20 protein-coding genes are annotated in these 24,824 nt (G+C 46.6%); 9 read left to right on the top strand and 11 right to left on the bottom strand.

Going from position 1 to position 24,824, the window contains the following annotated elements:
* Positions 1 to 9: 9 nt before the first annotated feature.
* The 3 genes from F0265_RS00835 to F0265_RS00825 form a co-directional block, all read right to left on the bottom strand.
* Positions 10 to 591, bottom strand: coding sequence for an FMN-dependent NADH-azoreductase (locus F0265_RS00835; protein WP_171747383.1), 582 nt, complete (start codon positions 589 to 591; stop codon positions 10 to 12).
* A 246-nt stretch (positions 592 to 837) separates the two neighbouring features.
* Entirely contained in the window at positions 838 to 3,861 is a 3,024-nt protein-coding gene (locus tag F0265_RS00830) for an efflux RND transporter permease subunit (protein ID WP_171747382.1), read from the bottom strand.
* A gap of 14 nt (positions 3,862 to 3,875) precedes the next feature.
* Positions 3,876 to 4,670, bottom strand: a complete 795-nt coding sequence (locus F0265_RS00825; RefSeq protein WP_171747381.1) for an efflux RND transporter periplasmic adaptor subunit — start codon at positions 4,668 to 4,670, stop codon at positions 3,876 to 3,878.
* A 132-nt stretch (positions 4,671 to 4,802) separates the two neighbouring features.
* Here F0265_RS00825 and F0265_RS00820 point away from each other — a divergent pair, with 132 nt between their 5' ends.
* Together F0265_RS00820 and F0265_RS00815 are read left to right on the top strand one after the other, a co-directional pair.
* Complete coding sequence (locus F0265_RS00820; RefSeq protein WP_253809264.1) at positions 4,803 to 5,525, top strand: response regulator transcription factor; 723 nt, start codon at positions 4,803 to 4,805, stop codon at positions 5,523 to 5,525.
* Positions 5,515 to 6,849: a HAMP domain-containing sensor histidine kinase gene (locus F0265_RS00815; protein WP_171747380.1), complete on the top strand. Its 1,335-nt coding sequence runs from the start codon at positions 5,515 to 5,517 to the stop codon at positions 6,847 to 6,849. The genes F0265_RS00820 and F0265_RS00815 overlap by 11 nt, the downstream gene beginning before the upstream one ends.
* Here F0265_RS00815 and F0265_RS00810 read toward each other — a convergent pair.
* The 5 genes from F0265_RS00810 to F0265_RS00790 all read right to left on the bottom strand — a co-directional run bounded on the left by F0265_RS00810 (position 6,839) and on the right by F0265_RS00790 (position 12,492).
* Positions 6,839 to 8,209, bottom strand: coding sequence for a DUF1501 domain-containing protein (locus F0265_RS00810; protein ID WP_171747379.1), 1,371 nt, complete (start codon positions 8,207 to 8,209; stop codon positions 6,839 to 6,841). The two genes, F0265_RS00815 and F0265_RS00810, sit on opposite strands and share 11 nt — an antisense overlap.
* A 13-nt stretch (positions 8,210 to 8,222) precedes the next feature.
* A complete protein-coding gene (locus F0265_RS00805; RefSeq protein ID WP_171747378.1) occupies positions 8,223 to 10,016 on the bottom strand; it encodes a DUF1800 family protein in 1,794 nt (597 codons plus the stop codon).
* Between the two features lie 83 nt (positions 10,017 to 10,099).
* A complete protein-coding gene (locus tag F0265_RS00800; RefSeq protein WP_171747377.1) occupies positions 10,100 to 11,524 on the bottom strand; it encodes a HAMP domain-containing sensor histidine kinase in 1,425 nt (474 codons plus the stop codon).
* Positions 11,508 to 12,179 carry a response regulator transcription factor gene (locus F0265_RS00795; protein ID WP_171747376.1) on the bottom strand — a complete coding sequence of 224 codons (672 nt, stop codon included), beginning with the start codon at positions 12,177 to 12,179 and terminating at the stop codon, positions 11,508 to 11,510. The genes F0265_RS00800 and F0265_RS00795 overlap by 17 nt, the downstream gene beginning before the upstream one ends.
* 109 nt (positions 12,180 to 12,288) lie before the next feature.
* Positions 12,289 to 12,492 (bottom strand): hypothetical protein, encoded by a 204-nt coding sequence (locus F0265_RS00790; RefSeq protein WP_038157134.1) that lies wholly within the window; start codon positions 12,490 to 12,492, stop codon positions 12,289 to 12,291.
* Positions 12,493 to 12,645: 153 nt separating this feature from the next.
* Here F0265_RS00790 and F0265_RS00785 point away from each other — a divergent pair, with 153 nt between their 5' ends.
* From F0265_RS00785 to F0265_RS00775, 3 genes are read left to right on the top strand one after another with little or no spacing between them, the layout of a single operon-like run.
* Positions 12,646 to 14,010, top strand: a complete 1,365-nt coding sequence (locus F0265_RS00785) for an AlkA N-terminal domain-containing protein (protein WP_171747375.1) — start codon at positions 12,646 to 12,648, stop codon at positions 14,008 to 14,010.
* A complete protein-coding gene (locus F0265_RS00780) occupies positions 14,007 to 14,489 on the top strand; it encodes a methylated-DNA--[protein]-cysteine S-methyltransferase (protein ID WP_006960095.1) in 483 nt (160 codons plus the stop codon). The genes F0265_RS00785 and F0265_RS00780 overlap by 4 nt, the downstream gene beginning before the upstream one ends.
* Before the next feature lie 35 nt (positions 14,490 to 14,524).
* On the top strand, positions 14,525 to 14,854 hold the full coding sequence (locus F0265_RS00775; protein WP_021456153.1) for a hypothetical protein: 330 nt from the start codon (positions 14,525 to 14,527) through the stop codon (positions 14,852 to 14,854).
* Between the two features lie 76 nt (positions 14,855 to 14,930).
* On the opposite strand, the gene nhaD is transcribed toward F0265_RS00775, so the two are convergent.
* Positions 14,931 to 16,364, bottom strand: coding sequence for a sodium:proton antiporter NhaD (gene nhaD / locus F0265_RS00770; protein WP_038157137.1), 1,434 nt, complete (start codon positions 16,362 to 16,364; stop codon positions 14,931 to 14,933).
* Positions 16,365 to 16,686: 322 nt separating this feature from the next.
* On the opposite strand from nhaD, the gene F0265_RS00765 reads away from it, so the two are divergent.
* The gene (locus tag F0265_RS00765; protein ID WP_171747374.1) at positions 16,687 to 17,415 is read left to right on the top strand and encodes a nucleoside recognition domain-containing protein; all 729 of its coding nucleotides are present in this window, start codon (positions 16,687 to 16,689) and stop codon (positions 17,413 to 17,415) included.
* Positions 17,412 to 17,879 (top strand): YjiG family protein, encoded by a 468-nt coding sequence (locus F0265_RS00760; protein ID WP_006960099.1) that lies wholly within the window; start codon positions 17,412 to 17,414, stop codon positions 17,877 to 17,879. Before F0265_RS00765 ends, F0265_RS00760 begins: the two co-directional genes overlap by 4 nt.
* 186 nt (positions 17,880 to 18,065) lie before the next feature.
* Here F0265_RS00760 and F0265_RS00755 read toward each other — a convergent pair whose 3' ends face one another.
* Positions 18,066 to 19,004, bottom strand: a complete 939-nt coding sequence (locus F0265_RS00755) for a hypothetical protein (RefSeq protein ID WP_171747373.1) — start codon at positions 19,002 to 19,004, stop codon at positions 18,066 to 18,068.
* A 385-nt stretch (positions 19,005 to 19,389) separates the two neighbouring features.
* Here F0265_RS00755 and F0265_RS00750 point away from each other — a divergent pair, with 385 nt between their 5' ends.
* Together F0265_RS00750 and F0265_RS00745 are read left to right on the top strand one after the other, a co-directional pair.
* Positions 19,390 to 20,322, top strand: coding sequence for an AraC family transcriptional regulator (locus F0265_RS00750; protein ID WP_171747372.1), 933 nt, complete (start codon positions 19,390 to 19,392; stop codon positions 20,320 to 20,322).
* A gap of 141 nt (positions 20,323 to 20,463) precedes the next feature.
* Positions 20,464 to 22,578, top strand: coding sequence for a TonB-dependent siderophore receptor (locus tag F0265_RS00745; protein ID WP_171747371.1), 2,115 nt, complete (start codon positions 20,464 to 20,466; stop codon positions 22,576 to 22,578).
* Positions 22,579 to 22,638: 60 nt separating this feature from the next.
* Here the strand turns inward: F0265_RS00745 and F0265_RS00740 are convergent, their stop codons facing one another.
* Entirely contained in the window at positions 22,639 to 24,327 is a 1,689-nt protein-coding gene (locus tag F0265_RS00740) for a S8 family serine peptidase (RefSeq protein WP_171747370.1), read from the bottom strand.
* Positions 24,328 to 24,824 lie beyond the last annotated feature (497 nt).

Below are 24,824 nucleotides of genomic sequence, written 5' to 3'. Positions count from 1 at the left end.
TGAATCGGGTTAAACCAATTCATCCAACTGCTTTAGTGCATCTTCACGCGCCACAGCTGCGGCATCTTCACCCATGTTCAGGGCTTCTGCGTAGACAAACTCAACATTGGTAATGCCAATGAAACCTAGCATTGTCGTCAGGTAGCTTTCGATGGAGTTACGTGGCGAGTCTTTGTGCAAGCCACCACGAGTAGTCACGACGATCACTTTCTTGTTTTCGATTAAGCCAACCGGGCCTTTCTCAGTGTAAGAGAAGGTCACGCCAGCACGAGCAATTAGGTCAAACCAGTTTTTAAGCTGAGTCGGTACCATGAAGTTGTACATAGGTGCACCGATGACAATGGTATCTGCTGCTTTTAGCTCATCAATCAGTTGGTTAGATAGCTCTAGTACCGCTTTAAGTTCATCTGATAGGTCATTGCCGTCACTGCGCAGTGCTGTTGCGACATTCATATCAAGTATAGGTACAGGTGTTGCGGCTAGGTCGCGCTCAATAATGCCCGATTTGCCTTCAAGAGCGTGATCGATCAGCTGGTTTGATTGAGAGTGAGGGCCCAGAATGCTGGATTTAAGAACAAGTGTATTCGTCATAATCATGTTTCTCTGTCTAGTCAGGCTGGATTCAATCGAGCCTTTGTGTCTGTTGCAACGAAGTTTAGGTTTAACCGAAGTGAGAAAAAATCCATTCTCTTCGAGCGAGACATTCGAAATTTTTGAATGACTTTATTTAGCGTGTAAAGCGGCTCACTTTGAGACTAGCCCAGCTGAAGATATTCAGCCTGAGCCCCATGGCAGTGGTCAAAGTGAGCCTTATTCTTAGTTATTTTCTTGGTTACCTCATTGTTCTGCGAGGGTTTGCTTTCGAGCGAAACATAACGCGTAGAGCGCTGGAACAACAATCAATACCACGGGCAACGAGAACAACAAGCCATAGCCGAGAGTGAGTGACATTGGTCCCATGTAAACATCGGTTCCGCCCAGGCCATACGCCAATGGTAATAGGCCCGCTACCGTGGTGATGGAGGTGAGCAAAATCGGGCGCAGTCGACTCACTGACGCTTCAACCACTGCATTAAGAGCCGCAAGCCCTTCCGCTCTGAGTTCGTTGATGCGATTAATCAGAACCAACGAGTTATTAACCACGACGCCTGTCATGCCCAGTACTCCGATCAAAGCGAACATAGACAGAGGTTGCAGGTGAACCACCAACGCCATTAACGCTGCAACGACGGCAAAAGGGATCACCGACATCACCAACAATGGCTGTAGCAGTGAATTGAACATGATCGCTAAGACGAAATAGATCGCGACAATCGCTGCGGGGAAGGCGACAACAAAGCCACTCATGGTTTCGTTGGTGCTTTCCGCTTCACCACCGACATCAATTGTGATGCTCGACGCGTATTTGCCATTGAGGTCACTCAAAAGCTGATTCGAGAGCGCGAGTGGGCTGACGTCGTCACTGGTGATTTGCGCAGTGACCGTGACTTCACGTTCACCATTGTAGTGCTTGATCAATCGCGGTGCCTCAATCTGCTCAACCGTCGCCAATCGGCTGAGTGGAACTCGGTCACCATCCGAGGTGTAGATTTTGGTCGTACTCAACTTTTCTATATCTCGATATGGAGCATCAAGTAAAAGTCGGATGTCGACTTCCTGATCGCCGAGCCAAGTTGATGTCACGCTATCACCATCAAATGCTAGGCGCAGTGTGTTGGCTAAGTCAGACACGGTCAGATTGTAGGTCGCGAGCCAGTCGTATTGCGGCACTATATTTAGCTGCGGATCTTTGAGGGCTTCGTTATTGGTGATGTCTGCAACGCCGTTTTGTAGCTCCAGCCATTGGCTGACCAGTTCGACGGCCTGATCACGTTCACTGGTGGTTCCGCCAAGAACACGGATTTCGACCGGCTCTCCCGGAGGTGGCCCGCCTGCATCAATAGAGAATTTAACGAACAAGTCCTTTTTCTTCATTTCCAACTGATGATTGAGATCTTCAATGATCTGAGCTGCACTGCGCTCGCGCTGATCATAGCTGGTCAGTGTGACAACGCCTTCACTGACTGGTGTTTCGTAGGTCATATCCCAGGAAACCAGTTCGCTGTCAGGCAGAGAAGTAATGGCTTGCTCAACGGCGCTGTGGGCTTCACGCACTTTGTCGAGAGGTGTGCCCGGTTCGATTTCTGTATAAATCTCGATGTATTTCGCTGATTCCGAAGGGAAAATATCGAGCTTCAAGGTGCTGATTAACCCCAGTGAGCCAACACAGCACACAATGGCCACAAGCAAGACCGTTTTCTTGAATTTCAGACAACGTGTGAGAAGTGCGGTGTAAAATACGCTGATAGCGGCGAAGCGGTCAGGTTTGTCATTGCCTTTTTTACTTTCTAATGAGCCAGATAAATGCGCGGGCAGGGTAAAGGTACATTCCGCCATGGAAAACAGCAGCGCTGCAATCACGGTGATTGGAATCACCAAGACCGCTTTACCCATCACGCCGGGGATAAAGGCCATCGGGATAAAGACCAGAGCGGTTGTGGTTAAGCTGGCAATGATGGGCTTCATTACCTTTTTGGTGCCTGAGATTGCGGCCTCGACGCCTTTTTTCCCTTTTTCTCTTTCCTGATAAATACTTTCTGCCACCACGACGGAGTCATCGACAATAATGCCGACAACCAACAGCAGTGCGGCCAACGTGATGCTGTCTAAGTTAAGCCCGATGACAGGCAACACCATCATCACGCCAAACACACAGAATGGAATCGACACCGACACCCAGAACGCGATTTGACGCTTAAGAATCAGGCTTAAGACGAGTAAAACCAACACCAGTCCGATCCCGCCATTGGTGGCGACAATCGAAAATTTATCGTTCATGTCATCGGCAATGTTCTCACTGATCTCGAACTGGAACTGACCGTTAAGATGCGTTTGCTCTTTCTCTAACAGTGCTTTGACGTTTTCAACCGTCGCAATGATATCGGCATTGCTGCTGTTAGTGACGGAGAAAATAATCGCATCTGAGCCGTTGACTGTACCCTTCTGCGTGGCCTTGGCAAAGGTATCGACCACAGTAGCGACATCCCCAACTTTGACTATGGTGCCGTTGCTGAGGCTTTTGACTACGATATCGCTGATGTCTTGCGCGGTTTGTACTTGTGTCATGGTGACGATTTTTTGCTCTCGACTCCAAGACTCCACCACACCACCGGATTGGGACAGGTTGTGCAGCTCTACAGCCTGACTGAGATCGTCAAACGTCACCTGATAGCGACTGGATTTTTCAGGATCAATCTGAACCCAGAATTCACGCTCGTTATAGCCAAACATTGTCACTTTACCGACGCCGGACACATTGTTGAGGCTCTTTTCTAGCTGGTAAGCGTAATTCTGTAGCTGCGCCTCATCGTCTTCTGGGTTCGATAATTCAACACCAAAGCGCAATATATCGAGTGAGGATGTTTGCATCTGAGTGACGACCGGAGGATTGGTGATGTCTTCCGGTAACCCTTCTACTCGATCAACTGCCTGTTGAATGTCGCGCAGAATGCGGGCAGCGTCTTCGCCGGGTAAGAATTCTACTTCAATCGCCGACACACCATCTGTCGACTGAGAGGAAAAATACTTGATACCTTCAACACTACGCAGTTCTTTTTCTATCGGATTGGTAATGTTGAGCTCAACATCCTGAGCGGTGGAGCCTGGGTAAAAGGTTTCTATGTCCGCTGAATCAAAAGCGATATCAGGGTACTCTTGAAGTTTAAGAGTATAGAGAGAAGCGGCTCCGGCCAGCATCACCATGATAGTAATGATACGGGCTAAAAACTGGCGCGTGGCAAAGTAAGCAATCAGTGATTCCATTGTTCCTCCCGATCTTAATCTTGCGCGTTAGCGCTGATTGAGTTTGATGGAAGTGAAGTCGTTGCGTAGACAGACATGCCTGGCTTGAGGTGGAAACCCGGATTGTCGACTTCAATCTCAATCGGATAGGCGCGGGTTTCGGTATCCATTTCCACCCCGATGCGTTTAATGGTGGATTGAATACGGTTGTCTGGCGCGGTTTCGGTCCAGAGTTCAATGGGTTGCCCGACATTGAGCGCCTTCATATCGTGCTCACTGGCAAGCAGGCGTATGGTCAAGGTATCAATATTGACCAGTTGATAGAGTAGGTCGCCCTGATTGACCCAATCACCAGATTCTGCGCTACGGCTGACGACAAAACCTTCGATGTTTGACGTTATTTTGGTGTCACTTAGGTCTTGTTCCGCTTCTTCAAGCTCGATCTTAGCCAGATCGACATTGGCTCTGGCATTGAGGTATTCCGCTTTGGCGATATCCAACTCGTTGGCAGATAGGCTCTTTTTGCTGACCAGCTCCTGATAACGTTCAAACGTGGCTTTAGTCAGTTGCAGATTGGCTTGGGCTAACTCTAGGCTGGCTTTCTTTTTAGCTACTTCAAAGCGAAAATCCTGCACTTTGATTCTGGCTAGAATCTGATTTTTGCCAATTAAGTCACCCGGTTCGAGCAGTGCAGACTCCACCACACCGTCGACTTCAGCAACGATGCTTTGTCTGTGTTTGCTTTGCACCTGACCAATCAACTCAATGGCGAGAGCGGGTCCGGTAATGAGAATGCCTGCGAGGGCGAGAATCGAAAGTTTTATGTTCATGGTGGTCTCCCCGTGTTCTATGACAGAAAGTCTGAATTTGGGGATGTCGACTTTTTGTCGAAATGTATTCGACAGCACTGAGATTCTCTTTCACACTCAATTTGACATTTTTTCGACAAGAGCGATTTCACCATGAATGAAACACCATCATCGGAGCTGGATATGTTAGTAGGTAGTCGAATTCTGGTCGTCGAAGATAACGAGGAGTTGCAGGGGATTCTGGCTGATTTTCTCGAAGTGAAAGGGGCTGAAGTCGATTTTGCCAATAACGGCTTATTAGGGCTTAATCTTGCATTAAAACATGAGTTTGACGCGATTATTCTTGATGTGATGATGCCGAAAAAAGATGGGATGCAAGTTGCTAAAGAGTTGAGAGAGAATGGAATCACTACGCCGATTTTGATGCTGACCGCACTCAATGGGCAGCAAGACTTGCTGGCTGGATTTGAATCTGGAGTCGATGACTTCGTCAGTAAACCATTTCAGTTTCCAGAGTTGGAAGTCCGGTTGATATCGTTGATTAAGCGTTATAAAGGCAACGTTACCCGTACACGCCTAAACTACGGCGATTTGTCGATTGAAGAAAAGACCCATAGAGTGACCCGTCTTGATGTCGAGCTTGACCTGACGCCCGCCACCTATCAAATCTTGCTGATGCTGGTGAAAGCCAAAGGCGAAGTAGTATCTCGTGACTCGTTGATTCAGCAATTGTGGGGGGAAGACGCGCCAGACAAAGACATCTTGCGCAGTCACATTTATCTGCTGAGGAATGCCCTCGATAAGCCATTCGATTACCCCATGCTGGTAACAGTGCCAAAATTTGGTTTCAAATTGGTGACCGATCATGTCGATTAAAAAATGGTTCAGAAAACCGCGCGGCAACTCCATAGAAGATGTCAAACTTCGTTTGCTGTTTAATTTCTCAGCGATTGCGCTGACCACATCATTTTTGGTCTTTTTTGCGTTCTCGATTGGTTTGGTACTACAAGAAGAGGAACAGCTTGAAGACCACCTCCGCTCTTTTCAGCAAGTTGCGATAAAGCACTATCAGCTGGAACAGGTGCCTATGTCCTATCTCAGCAAGCATGTGATTGCCTATTATGGAGAAAGCTATCTGAGTGACGCGGTGAAAAGAATGAAGCCTTTCGCGCCGAATCAGGTTAAACGCGATTACCACATCAATGAACTCAAGCGGGATATCAAGCCGAATGTTCCCGACTTTCTATTAGATTCCTATGACCTTCACGGTAACGTCGCGTTTTACTTTGAGTTTGAATATCAAGGGGCGGTGATTCCGACCTATCTTGCTATTGATTCTTTTGCCCTCGACTTTGGTGATGATAATTGGGATACGCTGATGGGTATTTCAATGCTGCTGATGTTTTTTTTACTGTTAGTGCTGAGAGCATCTCTGAAACGCGTATTTGATGGGTTGATGTCGCCCATTTCGACCTTGTCTGACCAATTAGCAGAGAAAAAGGATCAAGATTTTGATGTACCAGAACAGGCGATCGATGAGATCAAGCAACTGACTCGTCATCTTAACGGCTACAAACAGAAGAAAGAGAGCTTAGCAAAGCAGGAGCTGATGTTCGCCAAATACGCCAGTCATGAATTAAAAACACCCATTTCAGTGGTGCTTGGTGCCGCAAACTTGCAAAACATGAAATCCGATACCGATTTTCAGGCGAAGCAGCGAGAGCGCATTCTGAAAGCGGCAACCGGAATGCAGGAAACGGTGGAAGTGCTGCTTAACATCGTTAAGCAGGAAAACGCCAATCGCAACGATCAGTATTTCGATGTGGTTGAGAAAGATATTGTGATGGAGCGTTATCGACAAAAGCTTCAGCCGGGCGTTGAACTGACTCTGGAGATTGCAACCGGATGTCAGATAAACCTGCCGATGAGTGTCTTGAATATGGTCTTAAAAAACCTGATTGAAAACGCGCTGAGGTTTACCGAGCAGGGCGAGATTAGCGTTGCCATTGATTCACACTCGATAAAAGTGACCGATACTGGGCCGGGCTTGAGTGATAAGCCTGAAACGGAGCACGGTTTAGGGTTGTTGATTGTTAACCGTATCTGCCAGAGTTATGGCTGGAAGTTTGAATTGCAAGACAACCCAAAACAGCAGGGCTGTCTTGCTCAAATGACCTTTACTGGGCACTTTAACTCTTAAATAAGCCGTTAATCTTCGTAAAGTTTTTCAGGTTAGGGAAAATCTCTGATAGCGCGCTGTCCGATGCTCCCCACCAACTTCCGAGCGCCGCAGCGTACTGGTCAACGGAAGTCGTTGGAATTAGCCTGCCGTTGCCCGCATCTTGGTTATGTCCGAACGTCGGAGGTGGCATAGCCCCGATGATTTGACGACCTTGCACCGCGCCACCAATCACAAAGTGATGTCCGCCCCAGCCGTGGTCCGTGCCGTCGTCATTGACGGCCAAGGTTCGACCAAAATCTGAGGCCGTAAATAGGGTGACTTGATTCTCCAGCCCGAGCTCTTGCAGTGCGGAATAAAATGAGGTGATCGCTGCACTCATTTGCTGTTGTAACTGTGGCAGGGTTGTCGCTTGATTGGAGTGAGTATCAAAGCCCCCCAAATCTACCGAAAATATCTGGCGCGCCACACCCAGTTGACGCCGCGCAGCCATCGTATTGGCAACGCTCCAAAGCTGACTGCCCAGCTCTGTATCAGGGAATTTAGTCGCAATGCGGACACCACCAGTGGCACGGTTGTAGCTTTGGTTGGCATCAAAGGATTGCATCATTTTACGAGCTAGATCCTGTTGAATGGGGTTTGATGAAACATAGTGGGAAGAACGAAAATGTCGCAGAAGGTGACTTCTCAGTTCGCCTTCGGCTTCTTCCAGTATGTAAGGTTGCCTTGCTTGCCCGCCCTCAACTCGATAGGGGTAGCTGCGGGCTCCGGTTAACAACAGCTCACCAGACCCAGTTGAAATGTTATTGAATGGCGTGTCTGGCGAGTGACCACTTCGAGCTAGAGCATCACTAAGGCGGCCTCCCCATCCGTAGCGAGCACCTTCTGGAAGTCCCGACATCCATGTAGATTGCTGATCATTGTGAGAAAACAACCGAGCAGGTTGAATGTTTGGAACGCTGTCATAGTTGCTGGCATTGGTAGGTCGAGTCAAAGGGCCCACGTTGGCAATCACCGCGGCATGTCCTTGCTCGTATAGCGAGTGAATACCGGATAATTCTGGGGGGAGCGCATATTGCTGCTGGCCTTCAGTACCGCTGAGTCGCTTAAGATCTTCTCTGGCACGTTTCGTTTTGCTGCTCAGTAAAGGTCGACGTACTTTGGCCCATCGCTCATAGTTTGTTGCGTCGTAAGGAATCACAGTATCGTGGTTATCCATTCCCCCGTAGAGGAACAGACATACTAAGGCTTTGTACTCGCTGGGCGTGTCAGCTTTTGCCACTGAGCTGTTTAGTGACGACAGTAGCCCAGCAAATGAAGCCATACATGGGGTCATAGTCGCTGCTGCTATACCGCCTTTTAAGAATTTTCTACGGTTCATAATCCGTTACTCCTCAGTACTGAAATAGGTAGTCCGGTGACGTCATGACCATCAGGATGGCAAGCTGGACTCGCAGTAAGCGATCCTCGTTTGAGTCGAGTTCGTTGATGCTGGTGGCAATAGAGCGCTTAGTATCGGTCGACAGGCGGTTACCAGTCAGAAGCAGGTCTAAGTGTTGGACCAGTTTGTCGGGGTGGCGAGCAAGTTGATACTCGTATTGATAGCGAGCGTGAAAGCTCTGTTTTACTTGTGAGCGGCTGACTCTTTTGCCTTCTTCAGCCAGCTCAGCCTGTGCGTCGTCAATATCTTCCTCCACCATATTGTTGAAAATAAAATGAGTGAGAAAATTGCTGTAACCGGGAAGGCTAGAAGCATTAATAAGTTGCATTTCAGGAGCGGTTAAGCCCATATCGGCACTGTGACTGCCCGGAGGAACGTAGCCGGGGCGGAAATAGTTAAATACCGAAGGTGAACGATAGGGGTGTTGAGAGAGCGCGTCTGCACTGTCGGTTGACCAGAGATCGAGCTTAAATTGAGGAGTGACTTTTCTTATCTCGAAAGCGCGTGCCCATTGCGTGAAAGTGAGTATGGGCTCCCTCAGTTTGCCATATTGAGAAGCAGGATCTTGGCGTGTTTCAGGTTCAAATAAGATAGCCGCCAACGTTGCTCCTAAGTCGCCACGTTGCCGAGTGCCGACAACTTGCCCATTGGGTAAGGTGTACCAACCCGCATCAAAGCTGTCGGCAACCCGCTTAACGTAAGCTGGGGATGGGTTACTGGAGGTCAATCTTTTGATCAGTTGAGTACTGAAAAATGGTGCGACATTCGGGTGAGCGAAGATATGATCGAGTGCTTGCTGAATCGTTTGTCTGGCGGGAGTATTGGCCGCGAGAGTCTTACCTAGAAAGTGTTTTTCTACCCGAGAGTGATCCCCAGTGCGGATGACCATGGGTTTGAGCGCGGCGTCCATCCATGCATCGTGGCGTTCATCTTCATCGAGCGCTGCTGGCACGTCGAGGTCAAAGCCCGTAAACACTTTGGCTAGGCCGGTAATATCCTGATTGTTGTAGGCTTCAACAGGCTTTCCCTGACTGTCAGTTTTTTGCGTCCCATCCTGATTGAGTAAAGTGACGCCAATACTGAACAGTTGCAATAGCTCACGAGCATAGTTTTCGTCTGGAACTCTCCCCGTTGCTGGGTCGGCTTTTTTGCTGCCTATATACGTTAGGTAGTAGCCCATGGTGGCTGAATAAGTAATGTCGTCCAAGAGCGTTCGATAGTTGCCGAAAGCGTGTTTAATCAGCAAATCCTGATAGCGGGCAATTGCGGTTGGCGTTTCAGCCAGCACCTCGCCCCCTTTCGTCGAAATGACAAAAATCTCAGACAGCGCAAAGGCCATGCGCTGTCGAAGCTGATCATTGCCTGCAATCGCATTCGTCCAGAAACCAAACGTAGGCGATTCAAACACAAAAGCGCTCAACTCGTCTTCTGACTCTCGGTCGGCTTGTGCCAGTTCAGTCTGAACATAGGGCATCAGATAACTTGGGCGCTCATCGAGCTGATTTAGGAACCACTGCGACTGCCCAAGCTGGCATAAACGGGCCACATCGGTGCGGTTTGCGCCAAACGTTGATTGATTCAGAAAACGCACTTGGTGCGAGGTATCGGAATTCTGGCAATGCCAGTTTTGATGGGTGTTCGTTGATAGCGTGCCCTCGTTTGCTTGTTCATCCTCTGAGCTCTGACAAGCAGCCGTCAGTAATACGTTCAGTAACAGTATTACCGATAACTTGTAATTCAATGGCATGGCCAATACTCCTTTCCATAAGGCTTGAAAGGAGTATATGTATCTGGCGTGCTAGCGCGGTTTACATATCAGGGCAGCTAACCTTACAAATTTGTATGGTTAGTGAAAAACTGAATATTAAACACTGTCCCTTGAGTGTCGGGTAACAAAGTAACTGAGGCGCCATGAAGATGAGCGATACTCTGAACCAAGCTCAACCCGAGACCATTGCTGGCGTTACTTCGGCTGGTGTCGGCGGTGTAGAAGCGTTCGAAAATTCTTGCTTGGTGCTGAGAGGCGATACCCGGGCCATCGTCTCCCAGTTGCAGAGTTAAACCTGATTCAGAAGGCTGTAAGTGCACCCATATCTGGCCATTTTCTTGGCTGTACTTGAGGTTGTTCTCAAACAGATTAATGATCATCTGATTCAGCAGTTCATTATCCCCAGAAAGCATTATTCCGGGCACGATAGCACTGGTGAGCTGTAAGTGATGATCTTCAAAGACAGGCTGATAGCTCTCCACCAGATCCTCAACAAGCTCGGACAATTTGATGGGGGTGAAATGCGCTTTACGTTTGCCCGATTCAATTTCGCTCAGGCGCAGCAAGCTGTTAAACGTTTTAAGCATCTCTGCAACTTGATCTTGGGCTTTCTCGATGTGTTGCTCTGAGTGGTCATTATCCATTGCCATCAGTTGGAGCTGATTGGCCAATCGGGTAAGCGGTGTTTTTAAGTCATGGGCGATACCTACTGTCACGTCTTCGATATTGGTGTGGAGGTTTTCGATCCTTTCTAGCATCTGGTTGATGTTTTCTGACAGACGATCAAACTCATCGGCATGAATGGATAAAGGAACTCGTTGGCTAAGATTGGTGGCGCCGATGGACTCTAATTCGTCCGACAATAGATCAAGACGCTGATACACTTTGCGGCTCAGCAGGTAGGCAATCAGGACAGACAGAGGCAGAGCGGTCAGGCAGACCCAGAGTAACCCACTCGACAGTGTGTTGAAGATGGATTGGTAATCGTAGCTCTCGCTGGTGGCAACGATCAGTGTGACATCTTGGTCCAGATTTTGGCGCAAGGTTCTGACCTGATACGTTTCTTCGTATGGCTGATCCTCTTCGTCATAGTGAGTGATCTCAAGAGGCTGCCAGTTCCAACCCGGCAGCGCTTGGTGGAGAGGTTCAAAACCGTAACTTTGGTCGCCGAACTCTAGGTACATCACATAGAGATTACGTTCTATCCGGTTGTGCCAAAAGTCAGGCTCGTTGATTTCCTCAGTTTCCAGCCCCAACTCTTCGATTAGCCAGTCTATGCCATTGTCATTGATTTCTTCCGCCAGCCAATGGAACGTGTCGCGTTGTTCTTGCTTGTCGATCTGATTGGTGTTGTACAGGAAGGTTCCGCCAACCACACCTAACAAAATCAACGCCGACACAAAAAACAGCGCAGAGGAAACCAGCGTATATTTAAAAATGGACGAATGCCAAAGTGTGGTTGGGTTGGTATTAGAACGAGAGGACATAGCCAGCCCCGCGTACCGTTTTGATCAGTTCCGTATTGAAGGCTTTATCGACTTTGTTTCTCAGGCGACTTACGTGGGTCTGAACCAGACTGGTATTGGGGTCAAACTGAAAGCCCCAAACCTGCTCCAGCAGCATGGTTCGGGTTACCAACTCACCTTGATTAACCATCAGCAATTCCAGAATCTGATATTCACGGGGCAACAGGTCTACTTCTGTGCCTGAATGAGTCACTTTGCGACTGAGCTTATCGAGCGTGAGTGGGCCGGCGGTTAACTGAGTGGAGGCTTGACTGACTGGCTGGCGCCGCGCTAAAGCTTTGACTCGCGCGTTTAATTCTTCGAAGGCAAAAGGCTTGACCATGTAGTCGTCAGCACCGGCTTCGAGGCCAGCGACTCGATCACCAATACTGTCTTTAGCGGTGAGAATCAGAATGGGAGAGTGTATCTGGCTTTGCCTGAGTACGCGTATCGCGTCGATACCATCCATGCTGGGAAGCATGCGGTCAAAAATGATGACGTCGAAAGACTCGCTCGCGGCGCGAACGAGTCCGGTTTTCGCATCAGGTTCGTGACAAAGAGAATGGCCTTGTTCTGTTAAGCCTTTATGTATGAACTCAGCAATCTCTGCGTCATCTTCAACCAGCAGCAATTTCATGCTTTATGTATCCTTCCAGTTCACTGTTTACATAAATTGAATCAATGAATGAAGGATACGTCCACTTCTTTGTCTGATTGAATGAATGTTCCTGAAGTGAAGTTGTGTATTACAAGTCCATCAGGCTTTCAATTGACTCCTCAATCGATAGATTATGGTAGGATCGAATGGTCTGACCATCAGTCGCATCAATCAATATATTATTGATACCTGACTGACCATGTTGTTCAATGACGCTGAGGCTTTGTTCGACGCTGTCATACGTAAGGGTGAGATTATCTTTTAGCACTATCGTGCATGTGTGCAGGTTCATAGCCAACTTCCTTATTATTTGTATCATCTGCATTTTAACTCTAGAAGAGTTTAAACTGATAGCAAATTCGATTAACTTCCGAAAATGGCTAGTATTAAAAAGTGAGCCGATTAGACTCGTTTTAAGAGTTTGAAAGATGTCGGGATTAAGAGTGTGAACGGATTATCATCAATATCGCTGCAAGAGTGTCAAAGCGCCCGTCAGGCAAGGGATGCACGCTTCGATGGTCGCTTCTATGTGGCGGTTAAAACCACGGGCATTTTTTGTCGCCCCATATGCCCAGCCAATTTACCAAAAGAAGAAAATGTAGAATATTTTGTCGAGAAAGCGCAGGCGCTTCAGGCGGGCTATCGACCTTGCTTGCGTTGTCGTCCTGACAGTGCGCCAAGTTCTTGGGCATGGAAAGGGGTCGAAACTACGTTTCTTCGTGCTCTGAAAATGATTGAGCAAGGGGAGTTGCAGACATCCAGTCTGGCTGAATTGGCTGAACGTCTTGGGATCAGTGACCGCTATTTAAGACAGCTGTTTCAAGACCACCTTGGGATGGCACCAAAACAATACGCCCTTTACCATCAACTGATGTTTGCCAAACAACTGCTCCATTCCAGCTCTATGTCGGTGACGGATATCGCGTTCGCCAGTGGGTTCAACAGTGTGCGTCGTTTTAATGATGCCTTTAAGCAGGTTATTAAGCTGACTCCGACTCAGGTCAGAAAAGAGCAGGTCGCCTCTACGGTGGAAAGTAGTTATATCGATCTGGCGTTTAAAGGGCCTTTAGATTGGCAACATATGCTGGATTTTTACCGCCTGCGAGCCATTAAAGGATTAGAGCAAATCCGCGACGAAAGCTATCAGAGGAAGTTTGAGATTGAAGGGGCGAAAGGCTGGTTTGCGATTCGCTATCATAAACCCGGAATCATGCGGGTAGAGTTTGAGCTATCTGATACCCGCCGCTTGAAAGCGTTGGTGAATCAACTGCGCAGAATGTTTGACCTAGATACGGACATTCTGACCATTGAACAGAAACTGAATACGCTGAATTCAAGCCTGATACAGCGTAGCGGGATTCGTATTCCTGGCGTCTGGAGCACCTGGGAAGGTGGCGTTAGAGCCATTTTAGGCCAGCAAGTGTCGATCAAAGCGGCCATTGGTCAACTCAATCTTTTGGTTCAAACCTTGCAGCCGGAAGGTGTAACACATTTTCCCACGCCACAAGAGGTGGCAGTTGCAGACCTATCTTTTCTACGTATGCCGCAAAGTCGCAAAGAAACATTGGCACGCTTCGCGCAGTTTATTGTAGAAAACCCTCAAGCGAGTCTGGAGCAATGGCTTGATGTAAAAGGAGTTGGCCCGTGGACGGTAAGTTACGCCAGATTGAGAGGCGCCTCTGAGCCCAACTGTTTCCTAGAGGGTGATTTAGTGGTCAAGAAGGCCCTGAATCAATTCCCTGAACTGAATGCTGAAAGTGTATCTCCATGGGGGAGTTACGCCACATTCCATTGCTGGAGTCACGCATGAACAAGAGTTATACCACCTTTAAAACGCCGCTTGGACAGATGACGATTCAGGCTAATGAGCAAGGTTTGTTAGGTGCTTGGTTTGAGACTCAGACCACACAACCTGAAGAGTTAGGCAAAAACGATAAAGAACATCCTATACTTATTAAAGCAATCAAACAGTTAGACGAGTATTTTTCCGGTAGCCGAAAGGAATTTGATCTACCATTAGCAGCAGAAGGAACGGTGTTTCAGCAGCAGGTATGGAAGGCATTAACGACCATACCTTTTGGAGAAACGTGGAGCTATCAACAGCTTGCAGATGCCATTGGTAACCCAAAAGCCGTTAGAGCTGTGGGGCTAGCAAATGGTAAGAATCCTATCTCTGTGATTGTGCCTTGCCATCGAGTGATTGGTAAAAGCGGTAAGCTAACTGGTTATGCTGGTGGCTTGGAAAGGAAGGCGGCATTGTTAAAGATAGAGCATTGGGAACCTGAGTGATGCGGTTAGAAAAAGGAATTTTCTCCTTGCTAGTAATGCTTTTGCTGCAAGGGTGTTTTGAAGAAAAGCTTGATCGAATGATCAACAAACAAACCTATGAGTTTGAAGGGGTATATGAAAATTTGTATACCCAAGATTTACTGATGTTTAAAGATGCGATGGTGACGATTAGTCGCGTCGGTGCGCCAGATGTCACCAAACCTTTTGTGGTGGACGATAACTTTCTTACCATAACAATGCGCAACAACTCTAAAGAGAAACGCGAAGACATTGTTATGCGCATTCATGGGGAAAATGAGGCGCTCACTTGCAGCACCTGTGCAAGATACCAACTGGCAAGTGTGTGGCAGAAACGCTTGGAATAACCACGTACTTGTTTAGATGCAATTGAAAAGGACAGCCATTTGGCTGTCCTTTTTTGTTGTAGGGTGCTTAGGTGCTTCAGAACAATGCAGAGTTGAGCATCAGATGGAGCGCAATACTGACGGCATAGCCGATACCTATCACAGGTGCCCATTTGAGATGGCCGAAGAAGGTATACTTACCATGCGCAGCCCCCATCAGCGCAACCCCAGCAGCAGAGCCTATTGATAGCAAACTGCCACCGACACCTGCGGTCAGCGTAACCAGTAGCCAGTTACCCATCGACATGGTTGGCTCCATGGTCAGGACGGCAAACATAACTGGGATGTTATCGACAATGGCAGACAAGATCCCCACCATGACATTCGCCCAGATCGGATCCCACTGGGTGTACATCACTTCAGATACTAAACCTAGGTAGCCGAGTAGACTCAAGCCGCCGACACACATCACTACACCATAGAAGAAAAGTAACGTATCCCACTCCGCATGAGAGACTCGTCTAAACACATCGAAAGGCACAACGGAGCCTAGACGTTTCAATGCAATGTCATCACGATTGGCAATCGCGAGCGCCGCTTTCTTATGCAGCGATGCTTTAAGAGTTTTGCGAAGGAAAAAGCCGAAAAATTGCAAATAAGCCAGACCCATCATCATGCCAATTACGGGTGGGAAGTGCAGCACGGCATGGAAGGCGACGGCAGTAGCAATGGTGAGTATAAATAACCCCACAATCCGGCGTGCCCCACGTTTTAACTCTACGTGCTGGTGGACAACATCCGGTGTGGTGCTCGGCACGAACATCGACATGATTATCGCCGGTACAACGTAGTTGGCGACGGAAGGCAAGAACAAAGGCAAAAACTCAGAGAATGAGACATAGCCCGCCTGCCACACCATCAATGTTGTGATATCACCAAATGGACTGAAGGCGCCGCCGGCGTTGGCAGCGACCACAATATTGATACACGCTAGGTTGATGAATTTGGGGTTATCTCCGGCGACTTTCATCACTACGGCACACATCAATAAAGCGGTAGTGAGGTTGTCGGCAATCGGAGAAATAAAGAAAGCCAGAATACCAGTTAACCAAAATAACGACTTGTAATTAAAGCCTTTCCCAACCATCCACGCTTGCAGTGCATCGAACAATCGCCGCTCTTCCATTGCGCTGATATAGGTCATAGCGACTAGTAAGAACAGCAATAACTCTGCGTATTCCAGCAGGTTGTGCTCCAGAGCGGACTTGGCGACTTCAATTTGACCATGTTGCGAATAGACGTAACCAATCATGGCCCAGATGAGGCCCGCTGCGAGCAGGACCGGTTTGGACTTCCTCAGCGACAGGTACTCTTCCAGCATCACCAACGCATAAGCACAGGTGAAAATCAGGATGGCCACATAGCCGATGGTAGATTGAGTTAAAGGTAAGGTTTCTTGGGGGCTGTTGGCTGCAAAAGTCGAAAAGGGAAGTAATAAAAGGGCGACAAAAGCGGACCACTGCAATTTCATACTTTCACTCCTTGAAAGAAGATTGTTGTTATGGTGGAGCCATTCTAAAGAGGTTTTGATTTTCGGTATGTGAGATAGGTTTGATCTGTTTGAATTATCGCCAGTTTTTATCAATAAATGAACGATTTATGAATCATGTTGATATGCATTGTTGAATTTCATATGCAGATAAAAGCGCTGATTATGAACATAATCACAAAATAAGATAATAGATCTCTAGTCAGAGTTGCCCCTTCTAAGTAATTGATACGGATCATCACTATAGCGTACGATTTAAAACAAGATCCTATGTGTCCTGTTCCACATAAAACATAGGTGATATATGTCCGATCCAAACACAAAGCAGCGTAAAGTAACCTGGGGATGCTACGTTGCTCTCGCATTTGCTGTCATATTCTTTTCTGGCTTGATGAAGTCCGGCGAATGGTATGGTGTGCTTGATTTTACAACTCTCAATGGCTCGTTCGGGCAGGTTGCGTATAACGTGACTGAAACGGCGGATGGCGTTGAAGCTGCAACAACGTCACTGCGTGGTAAAGGCGGTAGTGGTGCACGTGATGGCTTTATCTTCGCATTAACTTTGATTCCAACCGTGATGTTCGCACTCGGTGTGATCAATGTCCTTGAGCATTACGGTGCACTAGATGCTGCTCGTAAATTGCTTACTCCTTTATTACGACCTTTGATGGGAATACCGGGTAGCTCCGGTCTTGCATTGATTGCGTCACTGCAAAGTACTGATGCCGGCGCTGCCATGACGCGCCAACTCAAGGATGAAGGTCGTCTGACCAAACGTGAAACCGATGTATTTACCATGTTTCAGTTCACTGCGGGGGCGACTATTGTCAATTTCTTCTCTTCTGGTGCCGTGTTGTTCACGCTGACTTTGGCTGACGGGTCGCTGGCCGTGACGTCGTCAATTGGTCTCGCTGTAACCATTATGTTTGTCTTTAAGTTTGTTGGCGCCAATCTGTTTCGCATCTACCTCAACATCACTGAAGGTAAACAAGATAAAGATACGCAACGTTTACAACAGGAGGCTGCACAATGAGTGAAGTGAAAACGAGAAAACCCATGGTGACGGATATTTTTGTCGAAGGGGCAAAGAAAGGTTGGGTGATTGCAACGACTTCAACGGTGCCAAATGTTCTGATGGCGTTTGTAATCATCAAAGCACTGCAAATCACAGGAGCGTTAGACATGATGGGGACGGTCTTCGCACCCGTTATGGCGATATTTGGTTTACCCGGTGAAGCTGCTGCCGTATTGATTGGAGCATGGATGTCGATGGGAGGTGCTGTTGGTGTAGTCATAACCTTATTTGATCAAGGCATTCTTAACGGCGCGCACATTGCCATTTTGGCCCCAGCGATCTACCTAATGGGTTCACAAGTTCAGTATATGGGACGTATTATGGGGCCAATTGGTACCGAAGGTCGCTATATTCCAGTCATGATCATTATTTCAGTGCTTAATGCATTTGGTGCGATGCTGGTTATGAATCTGTTTGTTTGAGTTTTGCTGAACGAATTAAAGTATTTAAGCCAAAGTGTTACGACGCTTTGGCTTTTTCATTCCAGTAGTATCTTTGTAGGAAGGTATAAGTTTTTGGGTCAGTAGTGTTACTGAAACTTTGGTATGCATTTACAAAAGTTGCGAGGCTACTTGCACCTAGAGGAGGTAAATGCGTATCCCACTTATTTATTTCTTAAATGCTAGCTGGTACATCACTTTGTCCTCACTCTCAAATATAACTTCAACATTGTTTCCATTTATATCTGATGAGTACAATTTTTTGTTTTCATCTAGTGTCCAGTAGATTGTATCTGCTTCGAAATCGACAACCATATCATTAATTCCCAGAGTGTAATCAGTAGTGTATAGAAGCTCGACTTTCGGATTATTTTTGTTGATTCTCGCTCTGAAAATAGAGTGTTCATTAGAGAAATACATATATTTAGACTTAGGGTCTATATTTATTGCGTTTATCTTATGGTAGTGCTCCGTGTGGTTAAGCCCATCTGCTTCGGTCAGCTCTTCACTCCGATCTACAGTAGTATCATCCCCTAACGCAGAGCTCATGATTTTAGTAGACTCCCCTGTACCTAGCGCGAAGTAAAACCGCTCGTTTTCTTCATCGATAGCTGTAGCTGTGGGATCACAACCGGCCTTACAGCCCTCTTCTACTGGATGGTAAACTAAAGTGTAGTCTTCTCCTTCAACGGCTCCCCCTGGAGTCCCAGAGTAGTCTGGGTAAATTTGGGCAATGGCATCTTGCTGATAGCTACTGATGTAAACGTCATCGGTGTTCTTGTTTACACTAATAGGCATACTGCCTGCAAATGGGACATTGTTGAATATTTGGGCATCAGAACCATCAAGGTTGGTTGTCCATAGCGAGAACTCACTGCCTGAACTAATTGTGATGTAAATTTTTTGATTTGCGACTTCTAACCCTGCGCCAGCAGTTACATCTTCTAGCTTTTTATATTCTTTAGTTTCGAGATTTATGGTGCCTAACTCATTATGACTATTTGAATCCGGAAAATGTGACAACATGTATAAATCTTTTGCTGTCGCAGGTAGCGCCGTTATAGAAGAGATCCCAATTAGTGTGAGAGCAATTGTTTTTAATTTCATGTTGTTCTTCCTTGTGTATTAAGTGCATTTCATTGGTTAGTTAGCCCCCATATCGTTGATTACAGCCAATTGCTTCTCAAATGTTAAATTGTGATTAATTTTTGATCATTAGGGTGTGACGCTATGAATCCTCTAGTTTTTGTACGTTGCCGTTGATATTGATATTGTTTTATATGGAGCATATAAAAGCAGCAAATGTATTTGATTTTATCTTTTTCAACCTTTTTTTATCTTTGTGCACCAAGGTGAATACTTAGTCGGTATTTGTGAGTGGAATTTCACTAGTCTTCTTTATGTTAGATGGGTATTTTGTCAGTTGGTATTAATTCTCATTTATGAATTTGCTAGGATAGTCGGATTCCCTCTTACTTGATTGAGATACGGCATGACGACAGGCAAGTCCACAGAACGACCTTCTAACGCGTTTAGTCGGATAAGCAAGGTACTGTCGTTTATTCATCAGCACATCAGTGAACCGTTATCGCTGGATGATATTGCCCGCCAAAGCTGTTGGTCACGCTGGCAACTGCAGCGCGTATTTCAGACAGAAACAGGCATGGCGGTTGCTACTTATGTTCGAGAACTCAAACTCAGTCAGGCCGCAGAACGGTTGATAGACACTTCTGATAGGGTGATTGATATCGCTCTGGAGCTTGGCTTCAGCTCCGAAATCAGCTTCAGTCGCTCGTTTAAGCAAGTGTTTGGCCTCAGTCCCAGAGCTTATCGTCAGCAAGGTCTCAGAACGGGGTTACGTAAACCTATTCAAGTTTCTCAACGCACGACAGAAGAGGCCAGCACGCTTTTCGTTGAAGTGAGAGTGGAATCCAAGAATGAGTTTTTCCTAAAAGGGCTTCACGGTGAAATTAATGGGCTATTCGCACTCAACCCTGACTTTCAGCAAAAAGTCCCGGCATTGTGGCACCGATTAGAGCAAACCCTCCCAAATGAATCTGAGCGGCCGGTTGCTTTAACAGGCGTCATTGATATCACCCAAAGCCACTTTGACGGCAGTAATATGGAATATTGGGCAGGGGTGGAATTAACCGATGACCTGTTGTTGCCTCAACTACCTTCTGCCATCTCTTCTGAGCTGAGTACCTTGGTGGTGCCTGCGCAAACGTACGCGGTTGTTAAACATTGTGGCCCGGTGATGCATTTGCCAAAAACGCTGGAGTGGTTTCTGCTTAATTGGTTACCTAATTCTGGCTATCGAGGCATTGATGGCTATGAACTCGAATGCTATCCCGCCAATTACAATCAACATGATACCGATGCAGTTATGGAATATTGGATTCCTGTTGAACGCCTGTCTCAATGATCAAATGAATGAACTACTGATAGTTAACTAAATTATTTCGCGCAAGATGCACCAAATTGTTAACTTTCCTGTTTCTCAGGTTTGTAGAATGCAAATGAGATTTATTCTTAATAAGAAAAAGCATTGGTACTTGAGGGACACATGACAACTCCAACAAATTTTAAGCGCTCAACACTTACTTTAGCGCTGCTTACCGCCTTTTCAGCCTCCGTAATGGCTGCGGATGAAGTCAGTCAAGATACAACTGAACTAGAAACCATCACTGTGATGGGCAAAGCCTATCGGAATACGGCGACCAAGACATCGCTAGAACCTGAAGAAACACCACAAAGTATCTCGATTATTGAAGGAGAGCAGCTTGAACAGCGTGGTGTGAAGTCTTTAAATCAAGCGCTACGTTATGCGCCAGGTGTTGTGACAGAGCAGAAAGGCGCGGCTGTCACCATGTACGACACCTTTTCGATTCGTGGCTTTAAAGTTAACCAAAGTTACTATGATGGCCTAGTGCTCCAGTCTCTGGCAGGTTGGAATCTACAACCACAAATTGATCCGGTTGCGTTACAACAAATAGAAGTGTTTAAGGGCCCGACGTCCGTTCTATACGGTACCATGCCTCCAGGTGGTATGATTAACATGATCGCCAAAGCACCTCAGCAAGAAAAAGCGACTGAAGTCAGCTTTGCAACGGGATCGCGTAACCTTGTTGAAGCATCCATTGATACCACAGGTCAAATTGGAGATGGTCCACTTTCTTACCGCATTATCGCACTCGCACGCACTCAGGATGGTCAGGTCGACAACACCAAAGAAGAGCGCTATGTGTTTGCTCCATCGCTGGATTGGCAAGTGTCTGATCGTACTCTGATTAACTTCAATATGTACTATCAGAATGATCCTGAAATGGGGATGAACTCTTCATTGCCGTCGTCAGGTATGTTTGTTAGCAATCCAAATGGCTCAACATCACCTTCGACATTCATTGGTGATACAGACTGGAACACATTCGAACGTGAAGTGCTGATGCTGGGTTACAAGGTCAATCACGAGTTTGAGAGCGGCTGGACATTCTTGCAAAATGCTCGCTTTACGGATGCATCTCTCTATCAGGAAAATACCTATATGCCGAGTGGCGGGTTTGATCCATCGACAGGGAATATTGCACAGTTGGCTTATAGTACGGATGAGGAATCAACTGGTTTTACGATTGATAACCAACTTTCTGGCACCATAGCTCTTGCTGGGGCAGAGCATAACATCTTGCTTGGCGTTGATTACCAAAATCTAGATGGTACCTCCGATCAAGTCTACTTCTCGACTCCATTTATGACGAACATCATCAATCCAAACAGTAATTTGATTGATCGCGATAACATGGGAGCATCTTCTACTGCGCGAGATGAAGTGGAAGTAAAACAACTGGGTTTCTATCTCCAGGATCAAGTGCGCTTGGATAAACTGGTTTTGATTGCTGGTGGACGTTATGACTTGTATGAAGGCGAATGGTATGGCTCAAAAGCGGATCAAAACCATTTCTCTTATCGAGTAGGGGCTTTATATGAACTGCCTTACGGTTTCTCGCCATACGTTAACTACGCGACCAGCTTTGAACCTGTTACAGGTGGGAATGATGGCAAACAGTTTGTGCCAGAAGAAGGTAAGCAGATTGAAGGCGGTATCAAATACGAGTCAGAGGATTACTCGAAAGCGGCCACACTGGGTTTATTCCAGATTGTAAAAGAAAACATGCTTGTGGCTGATCCATCGGATCCGACATATCAACGTAAGATTCAGGTCGGCGAAGTGACGTCCAAGGGTGTTGAACTTGAAGGTCGTTGGGCTGTTAATGAAGCATTAGATGTGAATGCATCTTATACCTACACCGATATGACGATCAGTAAGGACGTTCAATTTGAGGGTAAAACCCCAATTTATGTACCGGATCATACAGCAAATCTTTGGGCAAACTACTACTTCTATAACGGTGCATTAAATGGCCTTAGAGTTAGTGGTGGAGGGCGTTATGTGGGTGAGATGCAAATTGATGCTCAGAACACTGGTAAGGTGCCATCCTACACTATTGCAGATCTATCTCTTAGTTATGACTTAGGCAGAGTCAGCGAGTCTTTAACGGGCGCGAATGCCAACCTTATTGTCAATAACTTGTTTAATGAAGAGTACTATACCTGCTATGACAGCAATAACTGTTGGTATGGTGCTGAACAGACCATAGAAGTGAACGTCAAATACGAGTTCTAATTTCCCGATAGGTAGAGTAGAAAAGCAGCCAAATTGGCTGCTTTTTCTTTGTTCTTAATGTTATTTGCAGGCTGAGGCTTGTACCTCTCGCCATACGCCCCATTCACCTCCAGTGCCAGGTATATCCCCTTGGGTCCACCATTGGTTCTCCCAGAACTTGTCGTCCCAAGTCACAACATTCCCTGGTAGGTCATAGATTTTGAATTCATCCCAGACTTCGCAGGACGCGTCGTCGACCACATAGTGGACTGACACTTGAGAACTGTCACTGAGTTGACTATCAGATACCGTTAACTGAAAAACGTAGTGCGTGTCTTGCTGAGTCTCAGGTATATAGGCTTGTGTGGTTACTGCGTTGTCATTGGCGATATTGACTTGATGGGATTGAGGTGAAATTACCTTCCATTGATAAGCAAGGGTATCGTTGTCAGGATCATAAGATGTTGACGCATCCAGCTCAACGTAACCAGATTGGTTGATTTCAGTGTGGCTTATTGTGGCTTGTGCGACAGGCGCACTATTGGTGTTGTCGCTTTCGAGCTGCGTGTAGAGTAAGCGGTTCGGAGAGCCGGGGCCAACATCAAACAAGGTGTTTTTGGTTGTCTGGTTGATGAGCGTTTGTTTGATCTCCTCTGTTGTGGCTTGCGGGTTCATCTGTAGCATACGGGCGACGTGACCAGTGACGTGCGGGGTTGCCATCGAGGTACCGTCCATTACTTTTGAGCCACCCCCATCTGCCACAGAGGTTATATTATCTCCGGGAGCGAACAGTGAAACACAGTTTCCCCAGCTTGAGTAATCGCTACGATAGTCATCATCAGTCGATGCCCCCACTGTGACGGAGTAATCTGAGTGTGGGCTTTTAGTACAGGCATCACTATCTCTGTTACCGGCGGAGTGGACAAACGAAATGTTGTGTACTTGCACTATTTCATCAACGGCGGTATCCATGGGCTCCCAACGAGAACTGCGAGAGATACTGTAGTTGATGACCGCAGGCTTACCTTGCTGTTTGGCATGCTCGACGACCCAGTCGAATGCGTCAAGAATCTCGTAGCCGTTGCCTGAGCCTTCACAATTGAGCACCCGTACTGAATAAATGTCAGCTTCTGGTGCAATACCAAAGCGGCTGCCTGCTGCAGTACCAGCAACGTGAGTGCCGTGCCCACGGCAGTCGGATGCGTCACTATCGTTGTCGACAAAGTCCCAGCCAGATACTGCACGCCCCCCAAAATCTGAATGGGAGAGGTCGATGCCCGAGTCAACGATGTATATTGAAACGCCTTTCCCCGAATATTGCCCGACATCATAGCCACCATCGAGTGGAAGATATCTCTGATCGGAACGATCTAACCCCCATGATGCGACGGAGCTGGGCTGCGCTTGAACCATATCATCTGATGTAAATGTCACATTCTTATACACCCCTTTGACGGCGGGGTGGTTTTTCAGTTGTTCAATTTGTTCTTTCGTTAACTGAGCTGCAAAGCTATTAAAGTTTTCATAAGCATGGGTGAGTGAGGGCTTGCTCTGGGCGTTGAATGACTGAGTTTGTCCATCTTGGCTCACAATACTATTGAGTATGCGGTTTGCCCTTTCCTCGACACTGACTTGTTGTGAGTAGCTGGTCATCGCCCTAGTGTTATCCGTGTTTAGGAGGATGACATACATGCCATCTTCATCCGCTTGGCTAGGGAAGCAAATTAAAGCAGACAAAGTAGAGATAATTAACCTTGGATTTAATTTCATAAGACAAACCTTAATAATATTCACTTGATTGTTGATGTCGTGTTAAATATAAAATTACGTGATGATTTTTTATCTTAATCTCCCCAATGAAAATAGTCTTAATTGAATCATTACTAGTACACAAACTTAGATATTGTTAGGTTTAATAACGATATCGGAAATAATCATAATTACTCATTATGGGTATAGAGCAAACACGTTAATTAGAATGGTGGTTGGACCATTTGGTAAAATCCATGTGGGTTAGAAGCGGCTTTATTGAACTTTTACACATTTGGAATCATGGTCTTAACTTGTTGAAAGTTAAGTTTTATCCAATTGCTTTTACTTTATATCCTACTTTTTTCTTGTTTTAATGACTTGGCGTGAGGTTATATGGCTCAAGTTCGGATAAATAACTAAAAAGAAGAACGAGATAAAAATACCAAATCATCAAGTGTTTTTAAGTTAACTTAATTTATCTTTATCAAGATTATATTGACTTGATAGACAATAGT

This window comes from Vibrio sp. RE88 (genome assembly GCF_013113835.1).
Taxonomy (GTDB): domain Bacteria; phylum Pseudomonadota; class Gammaproteobacteria; order Enterobacterales; family Vibrionaceae; genus Vibrio.
The sequence above is the reverse complement of the archived record's forward strand: the minus strand, read 5'-3'. Positions and strand labels throughout refer to the sequence as shown.